17 protein-coding genes are annotated in these 19,290 nt (G+C 43.5%); 11 read left to right on the plus strand and 6 right to left on the minus strand.

What is annotated here, in order from left to right; all coding sequences use genetic code 11:
* Positions 1 to 18 precede the first annotated feature (18 nt).
* The 4 genes from BJP34_RS28515 to BJP34_RS28530 all read left to right on the plus strand — a co-directional run bounded on the left by BJP34_RS28515 (position 19) and on the right by BJP34_RS28530 (position 4,157).
* Positions 19 to 1,134: a hybrid sensor histidine kinase/response regulator gene (locus BJP34_RS28515; protein ID WP_070395258.1), complete on the plus strand. Its 1,116-nt coding sequence runs from the start codon at positions 19 to 21 to the stop codon at positions 1,132 to 1,134.
* Positions 1,135 to 1,301: 167 nt separating this feature from the next.
* Positions 1,302 to 2,069, plus strand: a complete 768-nt coding sequence (locus BJP34_RS28520) for a YebC/PmpR family DNA-binding transcriptional regulator (RefSeq protein WP_070395259.1) — start codon at positions 1,302 to 1,304, stop codon at positions 2,067 to 2,069.
* 91 nt (positions 2,070 to 2,160) lie between these two features.
* On the plus strand, positions 2,161 to 3,066 hold the full coding sequence (locus tag BJP34_RS28525; protein ID WP_149031233.1) for a hypothetical protein: 906 nt from the start codon (positions 2,161 to 2,163) through the stop codon (positions 3,064 to 3,066).
* A 17-nt stretch (positions 3,067 to 3,083) separates the two neighbouring features.
* Positions 3,084 to 4,157 carry a DUF4231 domain-containing protein gene (locus BJP34_RS28530; RefSeq protein ID WP_070395261.1) on the plus strand — a complete coding sequence of 358 codons (1,074 nt, stop codon included), beginning with the start codon at positions 3,084 to 3,086 and terminating at the stop codon, positions 4,155 to 4,157.
* A 14-nt stretch (positions 4,158 to 4,171) separates the two neighbouring features.
* On the opposite strand, the gene BJP34_RS44745 is transcribed toward BJP34_RS28530, so the two are convergent.
* A complete protein-coding gene (locus BJP34_RS44745) occupies positions 4,172 to 4,309 on the minus strand; it encodes a hypothetical protein (protein WP_158517527.1) in 138 nt (45 codons plus the stop codon).
* Positions 4,310 to 4,422: 113 nt separating this feature from the next.
* Here BJP34_RS44745 and BJP34_RS28535 point away from each other — a divergent pair, with 113 nt between their 5' ends.
* Both BJP34_RS28535 and BJP34_RS28540 read left to right on the plus strand, forming a co-directional pair.
* The gene (locus BJP34_RS28535; RefSeq protein ID WP_070395262.1) at positions 4,423 to 8,568 is read left to right on the plus strand and encodes a toll/interleukin-1 receptor domain-containing protein; all 4,146 of its coding nucleotides are present in this window, start codon (positions 4,423 to 4,425) and stop codon (positions 8,566 to 8,568) included.
* Positions 8,569 to 8,695: 127 nt separating this feature from the next.
* Positions 8,696 to 9,130 carry a DUF29 domain-containing protein gene (locus BJP34_RS28540; protein ID WP_070395263.1) on the plus strand — a complete coding sequence of 145 codons (435 nt, stop codon included), beginning with the start codon at positions 8,696 to 8,698 and terminating at the stop codon, positions 9,128 to 9,130.
* Between the two features lie 245 nt (positions 9,131 to 9,375).
* On the opposite strand, the gene BJP34_RS28545 is transcribed toward BJP34_RS28540, so the two are convergent.
* Positions 9,376 to 10,602, minus strand: a complete 1,227-nt coding sequence (locus BJP34_RS28545; RefSeq protein ID WP_070395264.1) for an RNA-guided endonuclease InsQ/TnpB family protein — start codon at positions 10,600 to 10,602, stop codon at positions 9,376 to 9,378.
* Positions 10,603 to 10,666: 64 nt separating this feature from the next.
* Here BJP34_RS28545 and tnpA point away from each other — a divergent pair, with 64 nt between their 5' ends.
* The 3 genes from tnpA to BJP34_RS28560 all read left to right on the plus strand — a co-directional run bounded on the left by tnpA (position 10,667) and on the right by BJP34_RS28560 (position 12,990).
* A complete protein-coding gene (gene tnpA, locus BJP34_RS28550) occupies positions 10,667 to 11,080 on the plus strand; it encodes an IS200/IS605 family transposase (protein ID WP_070395265.1) in 414 nt (137 codons plus the stop codon).
* Positions 11,081 to 11,104: 24 nt separating this feature from the next.
* The gene (locus BJP34_RS28555) at positions 11,105 to 11,653 is read left to right on the plus strand and encodes a Uma2 family endonuclease (protein ID WP_070395266.1); all 549 of its coding nucleotides are present in this window, start codon (positions 11,105 to 11,107) and stop codon (positions 11,651 to 11,653) included.
* 92 nt (positions 11,654 to 11,745) lie between these two features.
* Positions 11,746 to 12,990 carry an FAD-dependent hydroxylase gene (locus BJP34_RS28560; RefSeq protein ID WP_070395267.1) on the plus strand — a complete coding sequence of 415 codons (1,245 nt, stop codon included), beginning with the start codon at positions 11,746 to 11,748 and terminating at the stop codon, positions 12,988 to 12,990.
* A gap of 17 nt (positions 12,991 to 13,007) precedes the next feature.
* Here the strand turns inward: BJP34_RS28560 and BJP34_RS28565 are convergent, their stop codons facing one another.
* The gene (locus BJP34_RS28565; RefSeq protein ID WP_229424067.1) at positions 13,008 to 13,484 is read right to left on the minus strand and encodes a hypothetical protein; all 477 of its coding nucleotides are present in this window, start codon (positions 13,482 to 13,484) and stop codon (positions 13,008 to 13,010) included.
* 566 nt (positions 13,485 to 14,050) lie between these two features.
* Between BJP34_RS28565 and BJP34_RS28570 the strand changes: the two genes are divergently transcribed.
* Positions 14,051 to 15,529, plus strand: coding sequence for a leucyl aminopeptidase (locus tag BJP34_RS28570; protein WP_070395268.1), 1,479 nt, complete (start codon positions 14,051 to 14,053; stop codon positions 15,527 to 15,529).
* A 526-nt stretch (positions 15,530 to 16,055) separates the two neighbouring features.
* On the opposite strand, the gene BJP34_RS28575 is transcribed toward BJP34_RS28570, so the two are convergent.
* The 3 genes from BJP34_RS28575 to BJP34_RS28585 form a co-directional block, all read right to left on the minus strand.
* A complete protein-coding gene (locus BJP34_RS28575; protein ID WP_229424068.1) occupies positions 16,056 to 16,472 on the minus strand; it encodes a helix-turn-helix domain-containing protein in 417 nt (138 codons plus the stop codon).
* Positions 16,441 to 16,740 carry a type II toxin-antitoxin system HigB family toxin gene (locus tag BJP34_RS28580; protein WP_070395270.1) on the minus strand — a complete coding sequence of 100 codons (300 nt, stop codon included), beginning with the start codon at positions 16,738 to 16,740 and terminating at the stop codon, positions 16,441 to 16,443. Before BJP34_RS28580 ends, BJP34_RS28575 begins: the two co-directional genes overlap by 32 nt.
* Positions 16,741 to 17,105: 365 nt before the next feature.
* Positions 17,106 to 17,549, minus strand: a complete 444-nt coding sequence (locus BJP34_RS28585; protein ID WP_149031234.1) for a hypothetical protein — start codon at positions 17,547 to 17,549, stop codon at positions 17,106 to 17,108.
* A 15-nt stretch (positions 17,550 to 17,564) separates the two neighbouring features.
* Here BJP34_RS28585 and BJP34_RS28590 point away from each other — a divergent pair, with 15 nt between their 5' ends.
* Positions 17,565 to 19,289, plus strand: a complete 1,725-nt coding sequence (locus tag BJP34_RS28590) for an ABC transporter ATP-binding protein (RefSeq protein WP_070395272.1) — start codon at positions 17,565 to 17,567, stop codon at positions 19,287 to 19,289.
* Position 19,290: the final 1 nt, after the last annotated feature.

Consider the following 19,290-nt stretch of genomic DNA (forward strand, 5'->3'; position numbering starts at 1 on the left):
TTCACAAAGCGCAAAAAAATGGTAAGAACAAAAATTCTGTTAATTGAAGATGAACCTTCAGTACGAGAAAATATACTGGAGTTACTGGACGCTGAGGATTTTGAGGCGATTGCTGGTAGTAATGGTCGGATTGGTATCGAGTTAGCCCAGGATGAATCGCCAGATTTGATTATTTGCGATGTCATGATGCCAGAACTTGATGGTTATCAGGTATTGCAGACCTTGCGCAAACATCCTGATACGGCAACTATTCCTTTTATGTTTCTCACAGCTAGAGCTGAAAAAACTGATCAGCGCCAAGGAATGGAATTAGGAGCAGATGATTATCTAACCAAGCCATTTACTAGAGTAGAACTACTAGGAGCAATTACTACTCGATTGGAAAAGCAAGCTGCCCTTGAGTTGCAAAAAGATAAAAAACTGGATGATTTGCGCAGCAATATTACACTGTATTTGCCCTATGAAATGGATAAACCCCTAAATCGAATTCTGGATATTTCTCAACTAATCATGGAGAAATGGGAAAGTTTGGAACGATATCAAATTAAGACTATGGCAGAAGATATCCATCAGTCGGGTGAACGGTTATTAAGGTTAATTCAGAACTTTTTACTTTATGCAGAGCTTGAAATAATCGCTACAGATTCCAAGAAAATAGAAAATCTGCGAAAGACTACCAGTAAATTGCCTAATCCGGTTCTGGCTAATTTGATTCAGAATCTTGCTCAAAAGACAGGACGGGTTGCGGATTTGCAATTAGATTGGCAAGAGACTACTATTGCTATGTCGCAAAACCGACTTAATAAAATGTTGGAAGAGTTAATTAATAATGCCTTTAAATTCTCACAAGAGGGAACACCTGTTTGGGTAAAGAACTATTCAGAAAATAATAGGTTTATCTTGTCAGTCCACGACAAGGGACAAGGGATATCTGAAGCTGAAATGGCCGAATTGGAAGCGGACTTACAGTTTAAAGGTAACCTCTACGAACAACAAGGCTCAGGGTTAGGGCTAGTGATTGCTAAACGTCTAGTTGAGTTACACGGTGGTAAATTAACAATACATAGTACACTAGGAGAACAAACTACAGTGCAAGTAATGCTACCCCTAATCTCCAAAGGGCTACTCCCTTGACCAAGAACCATTTAGGATCTACCATTTACCATAGACTTTCTTTCCTTAAGTTGGTAGCTATCCTAGGAGAGAGAATAATATATTTTTAGGAGATGACTTGCGTAGGTTATATTTAAACCAAGAAGTGGAGGTATTTTGTTAGTTGGGTTGTAATCAACTTAACCGTTATGGCAGGACATAGTAAATGGGCAAATATTAAGCGTCAGAAAGCGAGGGTTGACGCAGTTAAAGGTAAGACCTTTGCTAAAATCTCTCGGGAGATTATAGTAGCTGCTCGCAATGGCATCCCGGATCCAGAGGGTAATTTTCAGCTTCGGCAAGCGGTGGAAAAGGCTAAGGCAGCAGGGATTCCTAATGACAACATTGAAAGAGCGATCGCAAAAGGAGCCGGTACCCTAGGCAATGAGAGTGACAATCTTGAAGAGATTCGTTATGAGGGGTATGGTCCAGGAGGCGTTGCTATCTTGATAGAAGCTTTTACTGATAATCGGAATCGGACAGCAGCTGACTTGCGCTCAGGATTTACTAAGAATGGTGGTAATCTGGGTGAAACAGGCTGTGTTAGCTGGATGTTTGAGCAAAAGGGTGTCGTTACGCTTACGGGTGATATCACAGAAGACCATTTGTTAGAAGCATCCCTTGAAGGGGGAGCTCAAACTTATGAGTTGAACGAGGATTCCGAAGGTGTAACGGCTGAGGTATTTACAGAAATTAGCAACCTGGAAAACCTGAGTCAAATTTTGAAAAATCAGGGGTTTGAGGTCAGTGAGGCGCAATTGCGCTGGATTCCTAATAATACGGTGGAAGTGACTGACCCAGATCTGGCGCAGACGCTTTTGAAATTAATGGATGCTCTGGAAGACTTGGAGGATGTACAAAATGTTACCGCCAATTTCGAGATGTCCGATCAGCTGATGTCCCTCAGCATGATCTAGCAGATAGAATATTATAAACCACTATAGGTGATTTTAAATGTTTCGATCTGCCAAGACAAAGCAAAAGCGAACAAATGACCAAAAGGTATTAATGGCTAGATGCGCAGGCATCACTCCCCTCCGATTGCGCAAGAGGAGGGTTTTAGCTAAGTCCGGTGCTTTGTCCCAGGATGGAAACAAGCCAAACCATCTCCTCTTCAAGCCGTTCTTAAATAACCAGCCTCTCACACTCACCTTCAAGAATGGGCAAACGGCTTGTGCGATTCAAGTGGATCATTCTGTGGACTTGTCTGGTACCCTAAACCAAATCGGTCTTCACGGCTCCCGTCCGGTTCTAGTGGTAGTCGGGGGGGCAAGCAAGATGAGTGATCAGAGTATGGCTCGTCTGCGCTTGTTGTTTGTCAATGTACTAGCTCCCATTGCTGAAACCCTAGGAGCCTGTGTGGTGGATGGTGGTACTGATACTGGGGTGATGCAGATGATGGGGCAAGCTCGTGCTGAGATTGCTGGCACCTTTCCCTTAGTAGGTATTGCCCCAGTAGGCAAGATTACGCTTCCTGATGCACCCCCCTCATCTTCTGATCAAACATCACTGGAGCCAAATCATACTCATTTTGTGCTGATTCCTGGGTCTACCTGGGGTGATGAATCACCCTGGTTGGCTCGTATAGCTACTACCCTGGCAGACGAAAAGCCATCAGTGACAGTAATGGCTAACGGTGGGGCGATTACCTTGGTAGATTTATTTGAAAACAAGAAAGCTGGACGACCATTGGTAGTTCTTGGGGGCAGTGGTCGGTTGGCAGATGAAATTACGATGGCAGTACGCTATCCAGAACAAGAAGCACGAGAATCTGTTACGGAACTATTACAAGAAAATCACTTCCAACAAAATCAATTGACCTGTTTTGACCTCTCACAACCATTCAGTGAATTGACTAAAATCATCATCGAGGGACTGACTAGACAGTCAATGTACACAGTAACAAGCACATAGACTGCACATAGACTGTCATGACGTCAGAAGTTGAGCCTACATACTCCCCTGGGCCAAACCCAACCCTCAAACGTGCTTGGGAACGTCAGCGTACCTATAGCAAAAATGCTACAGCGGCTCAGAAACGTTTCTTTCTGCTGCGGATCGGAATTCTGGTATTGAGTGTGTTGGCTACCTTGCTAGCTGTGGTCCACTCAGAGTTGGTAGACGTCCTTGGTGATTCACATCAGACGGTCAAAGTAATTCACTACATTCTTCTACTAGTGCCCATTGCTCTAAGTGTACTACTAGCAGGTGCAGTGAAGTTCGACAAAGGTGGCAATTGGATTCTGTTACGGGGTAGTGCCGAGGCAATTAAACGGGAAATTTACTGTTACCGTGCGCAAGTTGGGGAATACAGTGATAACACCTCGCGGGATGCTAAGCTGGCACGTAAGGTCAAGGTGATTAGTCAAAGGCTAAAGGGAACCACAGTTCACCACACTAGTTTTAGCCCCTATGAGGGGGAAGTTTCCCGGAGAAAACGCTCATCACTAAGCAAAGATAAGACAAGCAAGGACAAGAAACGTCAGGAAGCTCAACAGCATCATCAAGACGATAAGTTTTCTGACCTCACCCCCGAACACTACCTAGTCTGGCGAGTGGAAGACCAGTTTAAGTGGTACCGAAAGCGAACTAGGAAACTTGACATACAATTGCATGGCTACCAGTGGGGGGTATATATCTTAGGCGGTGTGGGTTCATTTCTGGTAGCGCTGGGTCAAGACACCTCGGTGGCGGTCACTACAGCCTTAGCTGCGGCATTTTCTAGTTTCCTGGAATTGAAACGGGTTGAGACAACGCTGATTGCTTACAACCAGGCAGCTGATGATTTGTACGATATAAGCACTTGGTGGCATGGTCTGTCAGACGAAGAAAAATCAGAAAAATTTGATTTATTGGTGATCAGTACAGAGAGAACCATCCAAAGCGAAAATGTAGGGTGGGTGCAAGAGATGAATGATGCACTAGCAGAACTCTATGGTGAAACCGAGCAGTCGGAGGATAAGGGAACAAACCCGTCTCCGTCTAAGAAAGTGGATACTAAATGAGATCATTTATAATATTATTTACGTGCTTGACAGACTGGCTTTCTTGTGGTGAGCATTGAGGCTATGGGCATAGCACCAGAGGTGACACCTAAATCCTGACCATTGTTAACCTGCTCCCCATCTGTTATATCCGTTACCCATCCGTTACCCATCCGTTGCCCCTATTTGCTTGCTCTGACAAATCTTCAAGCTTGCTCGATTTACGAAATCCAGGGTGTTACAAGTGTAGTGTGAAGTATATCTCCTCACTTAGACCCCTGGACAAATGACTACATTTTTCGATGCCTTCATCTCCTACGGACGTGCTGACAGCAAAGCCTTTGCTACTAAACTTGAAGCTAAATTAACACAATTTGGCTTAACGGTCTGGTTTGACCAGAAGGACATTCCGCCTGCTGTGGATTGGCAGCATCAGATTGATAATGGCATTGAGAGAACTCATAACTTCATTTTTATCATTTCCCCCCATTCCGTTAATTCAAAATACTGCCTCAAAGAAATTGAACTGGCTATTAAATACAATAAACGCATTATTCCTTTAGTGCATGTTAAATCCCCTCGGGACAAAATTCCTACGATTATCCGTAAACTTAACTGGATTTATTTCCAAGATAAAATCAACAATTTTGAAGCATCCTTTAAACAATTAATGAATTCCATCCGTAAGCATGCTGATTATGTAGAACAGCATACTCTGTTTTTAGTTAAAGCTTTGGAGTGGGACAGAAATCAACAACAAACTAACCACCTGTTAATCCAATCAGAACGGATTCAAGCTGAATCTTGGTTAAAGGTACGGTTTAAAAAAGATCAGGCTCCTTGTTTGCCAACGGATTTACAGTGTGATTTTATTGGTGAAAGCACCAAAAATGCCAATAACTTAATGACCCAAGTCTTTATATCTTATGCTGATAAAGATAAATATATCAAGGATAAAATTGGCAAAACCCTGATGCGGAAAGGAATCACAATCTGGAAACCTGAAACGGATATTAAAACCGGTATAGACTTCCAAGCGGCAATTAACCAAGGAATTGAGGAAGCTGATAATCTCATTTACTTAATTTCACCCAATTCGAGTCAATCAAAATACTGTCAGCAAGAACTTGAACACGCCTTTGCTCACAATAAACGGATTATATCACTACTGATTGAAGACACGGATATCGACCAAATACCACCAAAAATTCGCTCGTTACAATTCCTAGATTTTACTAAGTATACTAATGAAAAAAACTATCGCTTCATGGCTGCTCAATTATTAAAAGAATTAAATCAAGATGCTCTCTATTACGAAGAGCATAAGCTTTTGTTAGTAAAAGCCCTAAAATGGCTGAGGCAAAACCGCAACTCTAGTATTTTATTGCGGGGTCACAATTTAAACTATTACGAAAACTGGCTGAAAGTAAATCGGCAACGCCTGGAACATCCACCCCTAGGATTACATGAAGAATTTCTTGCGGCTAGCAGGAATCAACAGCATGAATCTTATCTAGACGTTTTTATTTCTTATTCCCGTACTGATTCCGATTTGGCTAGAAAGTTAAATGAGGCATTGCAGTTACAGGGTAAAACGACTTGGTTTGACCAAGAAAGTATTCCTCCAGGGAGTGATTTTCAGCAGGAAATATATCGGGGAATTGAACAGTCTGATAATTTCTTATTTATTATTTCCCCTGCTTCGGTAAATTCACCCTATTGTGCTGGGGAGGTAGACTATGCTCAGACATTAAATAAACGGTTTGTGACTGTGCTTTCTATACAGGTACCAGCAAAAATGCTACATCCTGGATTAGCTAGCATCCAGTGGATTGATTTCAACCGGCATCGAGGAGATTTTTATCCCAATTTCAGTGAATTGGTCAGAACCCTTGATACTGACCGAGAGCATGTGCGCAGTCACACCAAATGGTTGCAGCGAGCTAGGGAATGGCAGCAGTCTAAGCAAGATACAGATTTGCTGTTGCGTGGCAGCGAATTTTCTATTGCCCAACAATGGTTGCGTGATGCCGAGACCAATGATAAACAGCCGACTGCGACACCTTTACACAAGGACTATATTGCTAAAAGTCGGGATGCCATATCGATTTTGAGAAAACGGGACAAGCGTCGATTAGTGATCTTACGATTGTCCCTTACTTTGATGAGTGCAGCATTTGCAGCAGCTGTTGGCTTTGGCTTGGTTGCTTTGATGCAATGGAAACGAGCAGAAATGGTTAGCAAAGGTCACATTAATGCTCTGAGTCGATACTCACTGGCTCTGAGAGAATCACATCAGGAATTTGATGCCCTGATCGAAGCAATCAGGGCTGCACAGCAACTACAAAAACAGATACGCAGTGTCAAACCTGAAACTGAGGCTCTGGTTAGGACAGCATTGCACGGAGCAGTGTCTTGGGTCAGAGAATACAACCGTTTGGTAGGGCATGACAGTTGGGTTACTAGTGTTAGTTTTAGCCCTGACGGTCATCTGATTGCTTCTGCTAGTAAAGACCATACTGTCAAACTTTGGAGCCGCAACGGTAAGGCACTCGAAACCTTGGAGGGACATCAAGGTACCGTTTGGAATGTGAGTTTCAGCCCAGATGGCAAGACAATTGCTACAGCTAGTGAGGATAAGACGGTCAAACTGTGGAGCTTAGACGGGAAAACCCTCCAAACCTTTAAAGGACATGAGCGTGGAGTGCGGAGCGTGAGTTTCAGTCCCGATGGCAGGATGCTGGCTACGGCTAGTAACGATAATACTGTCAAGCTGTGGAGCCTCAATGGCAAGCAAATCCAAACGTTTGAGGGGATTGCGGCTGGATATCGCAGCATCAGCTTTAGTCCGGATGGCAAAATTCTGGCTTCTGCTGGAAGTAACAATACTATCAAACTCTGGCACCTGGACGGCAGAAGTATTGCAACCTTCAAGGGGCATCAGGCTGAGGTTTATAGCGTCAGTTTCTCACCCCAAGGCAAGATGATTGCTTCTGCTAGTGAGGATAAGACTATCAAACTCTGGAGCCTTGATGGTCGGGAACTGAAGACTTTTTCAAAGAAATTAGCTGGAGTCAGAAGCGTCAGGTTCAGCCCGGATGGCAAAACCCTCGCCTCTGCTAGTCGGGATAAAACCGTTAAACTCTGGAGCCTTGATGGCTCGGAACTCCAAACCTTGCTAGGGCATCAGGCTGGGGCTTATGACCTTAGCTTTAGCCCAGATGGCAAGACCCTGGCTAGTGCTAGTGAAGATAAAACTATTAAACTCTGGCGCTTAGATGCCAAAACACCTCGCACTTTCAAGGGTCATAGGAGTAATGTCTGGAGTGTGAGTTTTAGCCCAGATGGCAAAACCTTGGCTAGTGCTAGTGAAGATAAAACTGCTAAGCTATGGCATTTAGATTATACCTGTGGTAAAGAAGGATTAGGGGAAAGAAGGTCTAGTAAAACTATCAATATGCTGGATTTTTGTTTGACCCCAAACGTTCTAGAAAACCACAGGGATGTAGTGTTTAGTGTGAGTTTTAGCCCCGATGGTAAAACTATTGCTACGGGTAGCCGGGATAGTAGGGTTAGACTTTGGAGTAAGGATGGTAAAAAAATCCAAACACTTCAGGGGCATCAGGGTGGAGTCTTTAGCGTTAGTTTCAGCCCTGACAGTCAGACTATTGTATCTGGCAGTTGGGATAACGCTGTCAAGCTTTGGAGTTTTAAAGGAAGAGAACGCCAAAGGTTGAAAAAGCTGAGGGCTGGGGTTAGAAGTGTTAATTTTAGTCCAGATGGTCTGATGATTGCTGCTGGTAGTGATGATAATACTATCAAGCTTTGGAGTCGGGGAAACTTATGTAATGGTGAGTTAAAACCAGCAAAATTAAAAGTAGCAAACTTAAAACCAGCAGTTGGATCAGACTATAACACAAATTTTTTGCCTTTTTGCTTAACTCCTACCATCCTAAAAGGTCATGATGATGTGATCTGGAGTGTTAGTTTTAGTCCCGATAGTCAGATGCTTGTCTCTGGTAGTGAAGACGAAACGGTTAAACTTTGGAGTAGAGACGGTAAAGAAATCCTAACTCTCAAAGGGCATGAGGGTAAGGTGTTTAGCGTCAGTTTCAGCCCAGATGGCAAGATGATTGCTTCGGCTAGTGGAGACAAAACGGTTAAACTCTGGAATTTGAAGGGGCAAGAAATTGAAACTCTGATTGGACATAATGAAGGGGTTTTTAGCCTCAGTTTCAGTCCCGATGGCAAAATCCTGGCTTCATCTGACTCCAGTGGCAATGTGATTATGTGGGATATGGATATAAGTTTAGATTTCAATGACCTTCTCGGTCGGGCTTGTGATTGGGTAGGGGATTATCTCAAGCACAATTCTGCAATCGATGAAAGCGATCGCACTCTTTGTGATGGTATTAAACCCAAATCAAAATAGATTGGATTAAGGAAAGGCAAGAGGCAATAGGCATGCTAGCAATAGGCAATAGGCATGCTAGCAATAGGCAATAGGCAATAGTTAATAAACCAAGAGATAAATTGGGTATAAAAAGGGAGAGACACTTGTGGAAAAAGCATACACAAAAGACTTTAATTCCTGGACACAACAAACAGCACAGCTGTTGCGAGAAGGTCGTTGGCAAGAGATTGATTTAGAAAATCTGATTGAGGAGGTTGAAGACTTCGGCAAGAGTGAAAGGCGCGGAATTACTAGCCAATTGATTCGCCTGCTGTTACATTTGCTCAAGTGGCAATACCAAATTCAGCGTCGTTCCGATAGCTGGCTGGATTCGATTACTGACGCTCGGACTCAGATTGAGCTAGCTATTGAAGATAGTCCCAGTCTCAGGAGCTATCTAGCCCAGCAGCTGGAACAAAGCTATCAGCGGGCTCGCCGTCAGGCAGCACAGCAAACAGGAATGCCTGTTTCGGTTTTTCCAGAGGCTTGCCCCTATTCTATTGAATTGACCTTAGATCAGGATTGGTTACCAGAATCATAAAATTAAAGTCTATTTTAGGATAAAATTGGGGATATTAAATTAATTGATATTGGGGTGAGTGAACCCATAAATTTGACTAAAAAAATCAAGACACTAGAGGCACGGGTTGATAAATTGGAAAAGAATAATCGCTCATAAAATTAAGCTGTGTTTTTAACGTTAAGTTATCATGACCCTGATCAAAACTAAACGCTTTAGCCTAGCTGACTATCATCGCTTGATTGATAATGGTTTTGTGACAGCTCCTACACTGACCTTGCAGGTTCAGTGTAGGCTTCCCAGCCAATCCGGGTATCCCTTAGGAGGCGCTGGGCTTTAAGAACGGACTGCCCTTCCGCTCTGTTTTTAATATTTATTGCTGCATTATGATCTCTGTCCAAACTGCAACCGCAGTGAGGACAATCATGCCACCGAACGTGCAGCTTTTTAGGGACTTTTTTGCCACAACTGGAACAATTCTGTGAAGTATTCTGAGCACTTACAGGAATCGCTAACAAGCCAGCATTTTCGGCTTTGCTTGCCAGGATTGTCAGGAAGCTAGACCACCCAGCGTCCAATACAGATTTAGCCAATCGGGTTTTAGCCAGTCCCTTGACGTTTAACTTTTCGTGAGCAATCACGTCATATTTTGAGAGCAAATAATTGGCGGTCTTAAAGTGGAAGTCTTTCCGTTTGTCCGCTACTTTCTTATGCTGCCTCCCGAGTTGCTTAACAGCTTTAAATCTATTCTTTCCTCCTTTTTTTCGTCGAGATACTCTCTTCTGGATGACTTTTAGCCTTTTCTGAGACCGTCGATAATATTGAGGAATTCCTACCCTCTCCCCTTCGGAAGTGGTCAAGAATTCTTTAAGACCTACATCGATACCTACTATTGAGTCAGGATTAATATCAGATTTAACTTCAGGGACAGTCTTATCCTCAAGGGACAAAACAAGATAAAACTCATCGCACTTTTTAGTGATGGAAGCTGTTTTAATCTTGAACCCATCAGGGATAGGGCGATGTAAAACAATCTTGACCTTCCCTATTTTAGGTAAATCAATTAGATCTCCTTGTAAGCACCCTTCCTTCATCTGAGGGTAAGTAAAAGTGCGATAACGATGCCTTTTCTTGAATCTTGGCCTACCGCTTCTGTTTCCGTTTTTATCTGCTTTTATGAATCTATCAAAAGCCAATTTAACCCTCTTTACGACATCCTGAAGTACCTGTGAATGGATCTCCTTGTACCAGGGATGAGTCTTTTTCAGACCTGGTAAGGTCTTTTTTTGACTGTAGTAATCTGGATTATCTCTTAGCTCGGGCAAATGACAGACAAGAGGACAGGCATGAATAGAGCAACGATTCGCCTCGTACCAATTAAATCGATCCGCCAGTAAGTAGTTGTATTGAGCACAAAGCATCGACAGCCAGTTATCTATGACTACCTTTTGTTTCTTTGATGGTCGCAACCTATACTGGTAGGCGATTCTCACGATGTCCTTTTATCAGTGTATGCTATTAGTGTAACACTGACTTAGAGAAGGTGTCAACAGTTCCATGAAGAAAAAGTTTGCCACAAAAGGAAGATCCGTAAGTGACCTCAAAGCACACTTGGTTTTGACAACAAAATATCGCCGAAAAGTATTTACTGACGGCATGTTGCAGGAATTGCACGATATCTTTGCTGATCTATTAGAAAAATGGGATGGTGATCTGGTGGAATTCAATGGAGAGTCGGATCACGTCCATCTCCTATTTCAATACCATCCAGACATTCAGCTCAGTAATTTGGTTAATAACTTAAAGTCAGTTAGCTCTCGAAAGCTTAGACAGCAATTCAATGATGTCTTGAGTCGCTTCTATAGCAAAAACGTCGTATGGAATAGTTCTTATTTTGTAGCTAGCTCTGGTGGAGTTACTATAACGCAGCTTAAGAAGTACATAGAGAACCAGGAAAGGCCAAAGGAATAGCCATCCGCGATTCATCCCACACTCATGCTGCGCATTGAGATGTGGGGCTTCTCGCGGGTTCAGCTAACAGAAGATGACCGGGTGGAGTTGATTCGGGGAGAGTTAATACAAATGGTGGCGAAGGGTACGTCCCACTCGGTTTGTAACACTAAGTTATGGCGAGAGTTGGACAGGCTAGTAGGCGACCGTGGGGTGGTACGGGGACAGGAACCAATCATCCTATCGAACGACAGTGAACTGGAACCGGATGTTGCGATCGCATGGGGTCAGGCGGATGACTATTTGTCAAATCACCCTTATCCAAAGGATATATTGCTAGTGATTGAGGTGTCAGATTCAACCCTGGAGTATGACCAAACCGTAAAGCTATCCTTATATTCAGAAAACCAAATTCAGGATTACTGGATTGTTAACCTGGTGGCTGGTCAACTAGAGTGCTATACTCAGCCCTATCAAGATACTCAAAGAAATTTCGGCTATCGTGTCAAACGGGTGGTGTTGCCCAATGAAACGGTTACCATTCCTGGTCTTGGAGATTTGTGCCTAGAGTTAAGTCGTGTGTTTCCAGCTTGAGGAAAATTAGATCAGTTGATGGGTTGATCTAAAAGCGTCACAATGAAAAAGAGTATATATTACTATTTACCGAGACACTTACTACTATAGTTATGGCGCTGGAACTGCTGATTCAAACTACCTCAGCAACCCATCAAAGTTTTGATTACGACCTAGCCATTGTCGGGGGTGGTATTACTGGTTCTACTCTGGCCTGTGCGTTGAAACATTCTGGGTTGAGGGTATTACTCATAGAAGCCAAACCGAAGTCAGTGGCAGCTGCCAGGGTACAAGCCTATGCTTTGTCTATCCTCTCAGGGCGTATTTTCGCAGGTATTGGGGTTTGGGATAAAATCCTGCCGCAAATTAGCACATTTCGACAGATCAAGCTTTCCGATGCTAACCATTCCGGTGTCGTGCGTTTTTCCCCTTCAGATTTAGGTACCAACGCCCTAGGGTATGTGGGAGAACACCGTCCGGTGCTAACCTCGTTGCAAGAATTTTTGACAGATTGCCCCAACGTTGACTGGCTGTGTCCAGCAGAAGTCGTGGATGTAGACTATCAGGAGTTTGGGGTGGAGATTACTGTCAAGGAGGGTGATACTCAGCATCGAATCAGGACACGGCTAGTGGTGGCGGCGGATGGAGCGCGATCGCAAATTCGGACTAGGGCTAGGATTACGACTCGTGGCTGGAAATACTGGCAATCTTGCGTGACTGCCCGGATTAAAACCGAAAAGCCCCACAATAATACGGCTTTTGAACGCTTCTGGCCTAGTGGTCCGATGGGGGTGCTGCCTTTATCAGAGAATCGCTGCCAGGTGGTGTGGACAGCACCCCATGCTGAAGCTAAAGCTTTACAAGAACTAGACGAAGATGAGTTTCTCGCTAAGCTGGAATACTACACTGGTGGTCTGTTGGGTCGCTTGGAATTGGAATGCGATCGCTATTTGTTTCCAGTGCAATTGATGCAGAGCGATCGCTATATTCAGTCACGATTGGCACTGATTGGTGATGCTGCCCATTGCTGCCATCCTGTCGGTGGTCAAGGACTAAACCTCGGCATTCGCGATGCAGCTGCCCTTGCCCAAGTCTTGAGTGAAGCACACCAAGCAGGGGAAGATATTGGAGCTATAGAGGTTCTTAAGCGCTATGAAAACTGGCGCAAGCAAGAGAATCTGGTCATCTTAGGGTTTACCGATACCCTGGATCGGATCTTTTCCAACAACTGGTTACCAATAGTCGGGATACGCCGTCTCGGGTTATGGATGCTGCGCCGGATTCGTCCGATGAAGATTTATGCCTTGAAGTTGATGACTGGTTTGAGAGGAAATATTCCTCAAGTTGCTCAACAATAGAGCAGTTGCTCTCTTGCTCAATTACTGCTAGAGAGCGCTGCGATCAGAATTCTGGTTAAGGGTTCTAAATCCGTTGGTACCCGGTAAAGAGTCAATTGTTGGGTGATTAATTTATCTTGACGGTGCAGAATACCAAACTGCCAGATTGTCCCGGTTGAAACAGCTCCAAATAGCTGTGGCTGTTGGTCAACCGATGGGCATTTCTCCCACTGATCGAGGGCAATCAGTTCCACTGCCATCTGAGTAAAATCATTGGTAAGATCCTCTTGCTTTGCCTCAACTACTAACAGATTAGTCCTTGTCCTCAGCAAATAGTCCAACGCGCCTTGAAGTTGATTGCTGACCTTGATTGAATACTCAATTCGCAATTGCGCCCTTGTGTAGTGAATTAAATCTGCCATCACAGGTGCAATTAACATCTCCCGCCGGGATTGTTCGTTGCTCAGATCCAGGTAAGGTAAGATTTCTTCGAGGCGTGATTGGCGCTCCTGCAATCGATCTAACTCACCCTGATATTGCCGCAAATCCAATAAGGTACGTTCTAGTGAATAGCCCTATTCTGCCAAGATTTCATCCGTAGGAGCTTTGAGTTTGGCTATTTCACTGAAGCTATAAGAACGGTTGGGGTCGAGCAGAGGCATAGGATGAAAAGCAGAAATCAGCGATTAAGGGAAAATATTCCTCAAGTGGCTCAACAATAGAGCATCGGTTAAGTGATTAGAAAACTTCTTTCTACTTTGGCTTGCCTCGTGAAGCCAGTCAGACCTCGACAAAAATGTTTAGTTTCGTATAGCGTTGTCGATGATTTACTTTTTGTGTGTTAAATGACTCGATATTTTGAGCCATAAACGTCTCGATCCGGAACAAGTTTATTGATAGTTTATGATTATAACTTCTAAATATAACACAGATAGAATGTTTTTTTCGTTAATCGTCAGATAAAATTTCAACAATCTTTACACTAACTACCCGCCACACCCCCTCACCCCATCACCAGTCGATATCTGTTATGGTATTGGTTTCAAAACTATTCATTGTAACTACCTAGACAGAGAAAAATATGGAAATTCGAGGAACCGATACACCACGGTTAGACTGGACTGGTGATGCTCTAGCCATTGGGTTATTTGAGGATGCTGTAGACCTGACTGGTGATTTAGCCGAGTTGGATCAGAAACTGGCTGGTACGATTACAGAATTGATCGAGGAAACAGAATTTAAGGGTAGCGCTAATACTTCTGCTGTCACCCGTGTGGGATCCGGTAGCCCAATCCGTAAAATTATCCTGGTAGGATTGGGTAAACCAGATGACCTGAGCTTAGACACACTGCGCCGTGGCAGTGCCACAATTGCTAGGACTGCGAAACAGCAGAAGATTAAAACTCTTGGAATTAGCCTACCGGTGGTTAATGATGATCCCACAGCAACGGCACAAGTTATCACTGAGGGGATCATCCTGGCACTACACCAAGACAATCGCTTTAAGTCAGAATCCGAGGATAAGGGCGCAAAGCTGGAACAGATTGATTTACTGGGATTGGCTGGGCAAGAAGCAGGCATTGATAAGGCTCAGAAAATCTGTGAAGGAGTAATTTTGGCACGAGAGTTGGTGGCAGCACCAGCTAATGAGGTGACACCAATTAGTTTGGCTCAGACAGCAGAGGAGCTGGCATCAGAGTATGGTTTTTCCCTGGAAATCTTGGACAGGGAAGCCTGTGAAGAACTGGGAATGGGTGCTTTCCTAGGGGTTGCCAAAGCTTCAGATCTGCCCCCCAAGTTTATTCATATGACCTATAAACCTGATGGCACTCCAAAACGCAAATTAGCAATTGTGGGTAAAGGCTTAACCTTTGACTCCGGTGGCTTGAATATTAAAGGTGCTGGTAGTGGCATCGAGACTATGAAAATCGATATGGGGGGTGCGGCGGCTACCTTGGGCACTGCTAAGGCAATTGGCCAGTTGAAGCCGGATGTCGAGGTTCACTTTATCAGTGCGGCGACGGAGAATATGATTAGTGGTCATGCCATGCACCCAGGGGATATTCTTACTGCTTCTAATGGTAAGACGATTGAAGTCAATAATACCGATGCCGAAGGAAGACTGACCCTAGCAGATGCTTTAGTGTTTGCGGAAAAATTAGAGGTGGATGCGATCGCAGATTTAGCGACCTTGACTGGTGCCTGTGTTGTAGCATTGGGAAATGATATTGCTGGTTTATGGACCACTGATAAAACATTAGCGCAACAGTTTAAAGATGCAGCAGAAGCGGCTGGTGAAAAACTCTGGCAGATGCCCATGGAAGAGAAGTACTTTGAGGGATTAAAGTCTCAAATTGCTGATTTCAAAAATACTGGGCCCCGTGCAGGTGGTTCGATTACGGCAGCCTTGTTCTTGAAGGAATTTGTTAAGGAAACTCCTTGGGTACATATCGATATTGCTGGAACAGTTTGGAGTGAAAAAGAAAATGCTTGTAATAATTCTGGTGCAACTGGCTTTCCAGTTCGTACTTTGGTGAATTGGGTATTGAGTGAGACTTAGGGTAATCGGTAGAATGTAGAATGCAGAATGTAGAATGCAGAATGTAGAATGCAGAATGTAGAATGTAGCATGTAGCATGTAGAATGCAGAATGCAGAATGCAGAATGCAGAATGCAGAATGCAGAATGCAGAATGCAGAATGCAGAATGCAGAAGGGATAATTCTAAATTCTAAATTCTAAATTCTAAATTCTAAAATTAGGTAATAGGTAATCAGTAATCGGTAACTAACCCAACTATACTTAAGATCATTACTTAATATCATTAACCCTCTAGTAAGGCACGGCGGAAATAAAGATACCTTTCAAAAATAGCAAAAAACTTATCTAATAAGTATGCAATAATTTTGAATTCTAACTTCCGCCCAGCATTACTAGCTATAGGTTTTCAAGGAAAGCAATTGGCTGAGGCAGATAATTTTGGTATTGTATGGAACAGGGAATAGAAAAAAACTCCTGTGTACCTCATAAGTCTGGAAATCGCTATACATCGAACGAACTCAAGTGTTAGCAATTGATCAGCGCTTTTCACATAAACAAACTGGAATCAACTTGGAAAAAACTCCCCAAAACTTTTGCTTGATATTTGCTAATTTTCCCCTTGCCATTGACAATGTCATCAACAGTTTTTTGGGATCCAATAATTCCCACTAAATCCCCTGGTTCTATGTCTTTTTGCTCCATCAAAAAAAGTAACATAGACTGAGGATGAGATCTAATCCCTGGTGAATAATAGTCTTGCTCAAATTTTTCAATTAATGTAATCAACAATTCATACATTTCATCTTCTTCTGGTGTTCTTTTAGATCGGTGCATCAACTCTTCTACAAAAGCTAAAGCTTTTTCATTATCTTCTTCTGTTTGAATCATTTTAGGTTGATATTTAACTAACAATTTTTTGTATTGCTTTCGATTAAAAGTAAGGGTCATTCTTCCAGTTATCATAGTTGTATTCTGCGTGATTCAGAATATACTTGATGTAAATTAAATGCTTTTCATAATCTATACTTACGATTAAGCGGTACTTATTTCCCTTAATATTAAAAACTGTAAAATTTCCTACTGCTTCAGCTTTCCTAAAAACCGATTGGACCTCAACTAAGTTAGACCAAGTAGCCTGATTGGCAATCTTATACCAGTTATCGAGAGCATCATGGCAATCAGCGTGTTTTTCACTAAATTCCCGCAAACGTCGATAGCTGATCACATGCATTTGATATCCTCTTTTGTCCCCTGCACCTAGACACAACTCTCACTCCCTTTATTTTGAAACTAAAGGGAATAGAGGGATGCCAAGTTATGTTAACTAGCCCAATCAACTTTTGCTTAAGCATCGGATTGCCTTGAATGGGACTGGTCTTGAACTGGGGGAATAAAATGATTGATAACGCCCAAATTTCTTAAACTTGGGAAATCCATATCCTCTTGTCTTAAATGCTTCTATAGTTTTCTTCAGTGGTTTAATCACATCCTGAGTTATCTGAGAGTGAAAGGCTTTTTTGGGCTTCAAGCTCGAAGACAGCTCAAAGAATTCTTCTTAACGCCACAGTAGTTCACATTTTGAATACCAACCAATAATCACGATATCACAATAAGCGTGTTTGGATCTCGGTTGTTAACACCAGTATTGCAGGCAAAGGCATGCATGCTAGAGGCATGCATGCTAGAGGCATGCATGCAAGTGCGAACGCGCCCCGCGTGACATGCACGGGCTTTGCCCGACGCTGCGCGAAGGGTCAATCGCTCAAGCGCGGAAGCTGAGGCCGTAGGCCAAGCGTGACATGCACGGGCTTTGCCCGACGCTGCACGAACGGTCAATCGCATTTTGGGAAGTCTGTAGGGTGGGCATTGGCTGGGCAAATCCCAAACCACTTCTAACGAAGTTTGGTCACCAATGCCCACCAACCAACCAAGGTTTTTAATTCCCAACTGTTTGAGCCATGGTTTGAGCCATCTCAGGCAAATCCGGGACTTGTCACCATCAGCTAGCGCTAAGTGATAGGTTAAAACAGAAGCCATCATTCTCCCGATTGACACTTGAAACCCCACTCTAGTTACTGGCAACTGCGACCTTACCTTCGTTCCCAACGCTTAACTCTGGCTCAGACATTGGTTTGGACATTAGTATTCACTGTCTGCTGGCCCCTACTCCTTTGGCTATCTGAGCCCTTTTTTGATGTGGTCGGACAGGGAAAACTGGTCAGGAGTCTTCAGCTAGCTGGGTTAGCTGCTGTTGTGTTTCTGACCCAGAAAATAGCGCAGTACTGTTTATATACTCTATCAGCAAAAGCTTCACTACACATTGCCCTTCATTTACGCGAAAACGTTTTTAACCATTTGCAGCGCCTCAGTATTGGTTACTTTGAAGCTGCTAGAACTGGTGACCTTACCTACCGACTCACGGAAGATCTTGATCGGATTGGGGAGGTGATTTACAAAATTGTTCGTGATTTTATTCCTTGTGTCTTGCAACTGATTGTAGTATTAACTGCTGTCATCTATATTAATCCAGAACTGACCCTAGCCATAGTAATTATTGCACCATTGATGGGGTTGTTGATTGGTTGGTTTGGGGAACAGATCCGGAAATTCTCCCATCGCAGCCAAAATCGGATATCGGATCTGTCCGCAATGCTGACGGAAGTGTTTAGCGGGATTCGATTAATCCAAGCTTTTGCTGCAGAAGACTATACCCTGGAAAAATTTAGTCAAGAAGCGGAAAACAACCGCAAAGCCAAGTATGCTGCTGAACGCCTCAGAGCAATTCAGTTTCCAATAGTCGGTTTTCTCGAAGCGTTGTGCTTCTTGTTACTACTATTGTTGGGAGCATGGCAAATTGCTGAGGGTAACCTCACGGCTTCCAAGTTTGTCAGTTACGGTATCGGTGTTGCCATGTTGATTGATCCGATCAATATCTTAACCCAAAACTATAATGAGTTCAAACAGGGAGAAGCATCCATAGACCGTATCTTTGAACTATTTGCCCTTGAGCCAACGGTAATCGAAAAGCCAAGCGCTATAGTTTTTCCCCCAGCGACGGGTAGGGTGGAATACTGTAATGTGAGCTTTGCTTATCAATCTGGTGAGCCTGTACTGAGAAATTTGAATTTAGAAATTGCTCCGGGAGATGCGATCGCATTAGTCGGCGCTTCGGGTGCTGGGAAAACTACTTTGGTTAATCTCCTACCCCGCTTCTATGACCCGCAATCTGGAGAAATCCTGATTGATGGAATCAATATCCAAGATATTACCCTCAATAGTCTACGGCGTCAGATCGGGATTGTTCCCCAGGATACCACTCTCTTCTCAGGTACTATTGCTCAGAATATTGCCTTTGGTCAGTTAAAACCTGACTTTAAAGCTGTTCAGGAAGCGGCTAAGATTGCCAATGCTCACCAGTTCATTATTAAACTATCCCAAGGATATCACACTTGGGTAGGGGAGAGGGGAATTAATTTATCGGGAGGGCAACGACAACGGATTGCGATCGCACGAGCGGTACTGCTCGATCCTAGAATCTTGATTCTCGATGAAGCCACTTCCGCTTTAGACTCAGAATCAGAAGCCTTAGTACAAGAAGCCTTAGAACGGATTATGGAAGACCGCACTGTTTTTATTATTGCTCACCGATTAGCAACAGTGCGCCGTGCTGACCGGATTCTGGTAGTAGAACAAGGACGAATTGTTGAATCGGGTAACCATGAAGGATTGTTAGAAAAAGGTGGTCGTTATGCTCGGTTTTATGCTCAGCAATTTAATTGAT

This window comes from Moorena producens PAL-8-15-08-1 (assembly GCF_001767235.1).
GTDB lineage: Bacteria > Cyanobacteriota > Cyanobacteriia > Cyanobacteriales > Coleofasciculaceae > Moorena > Moorena producens_A.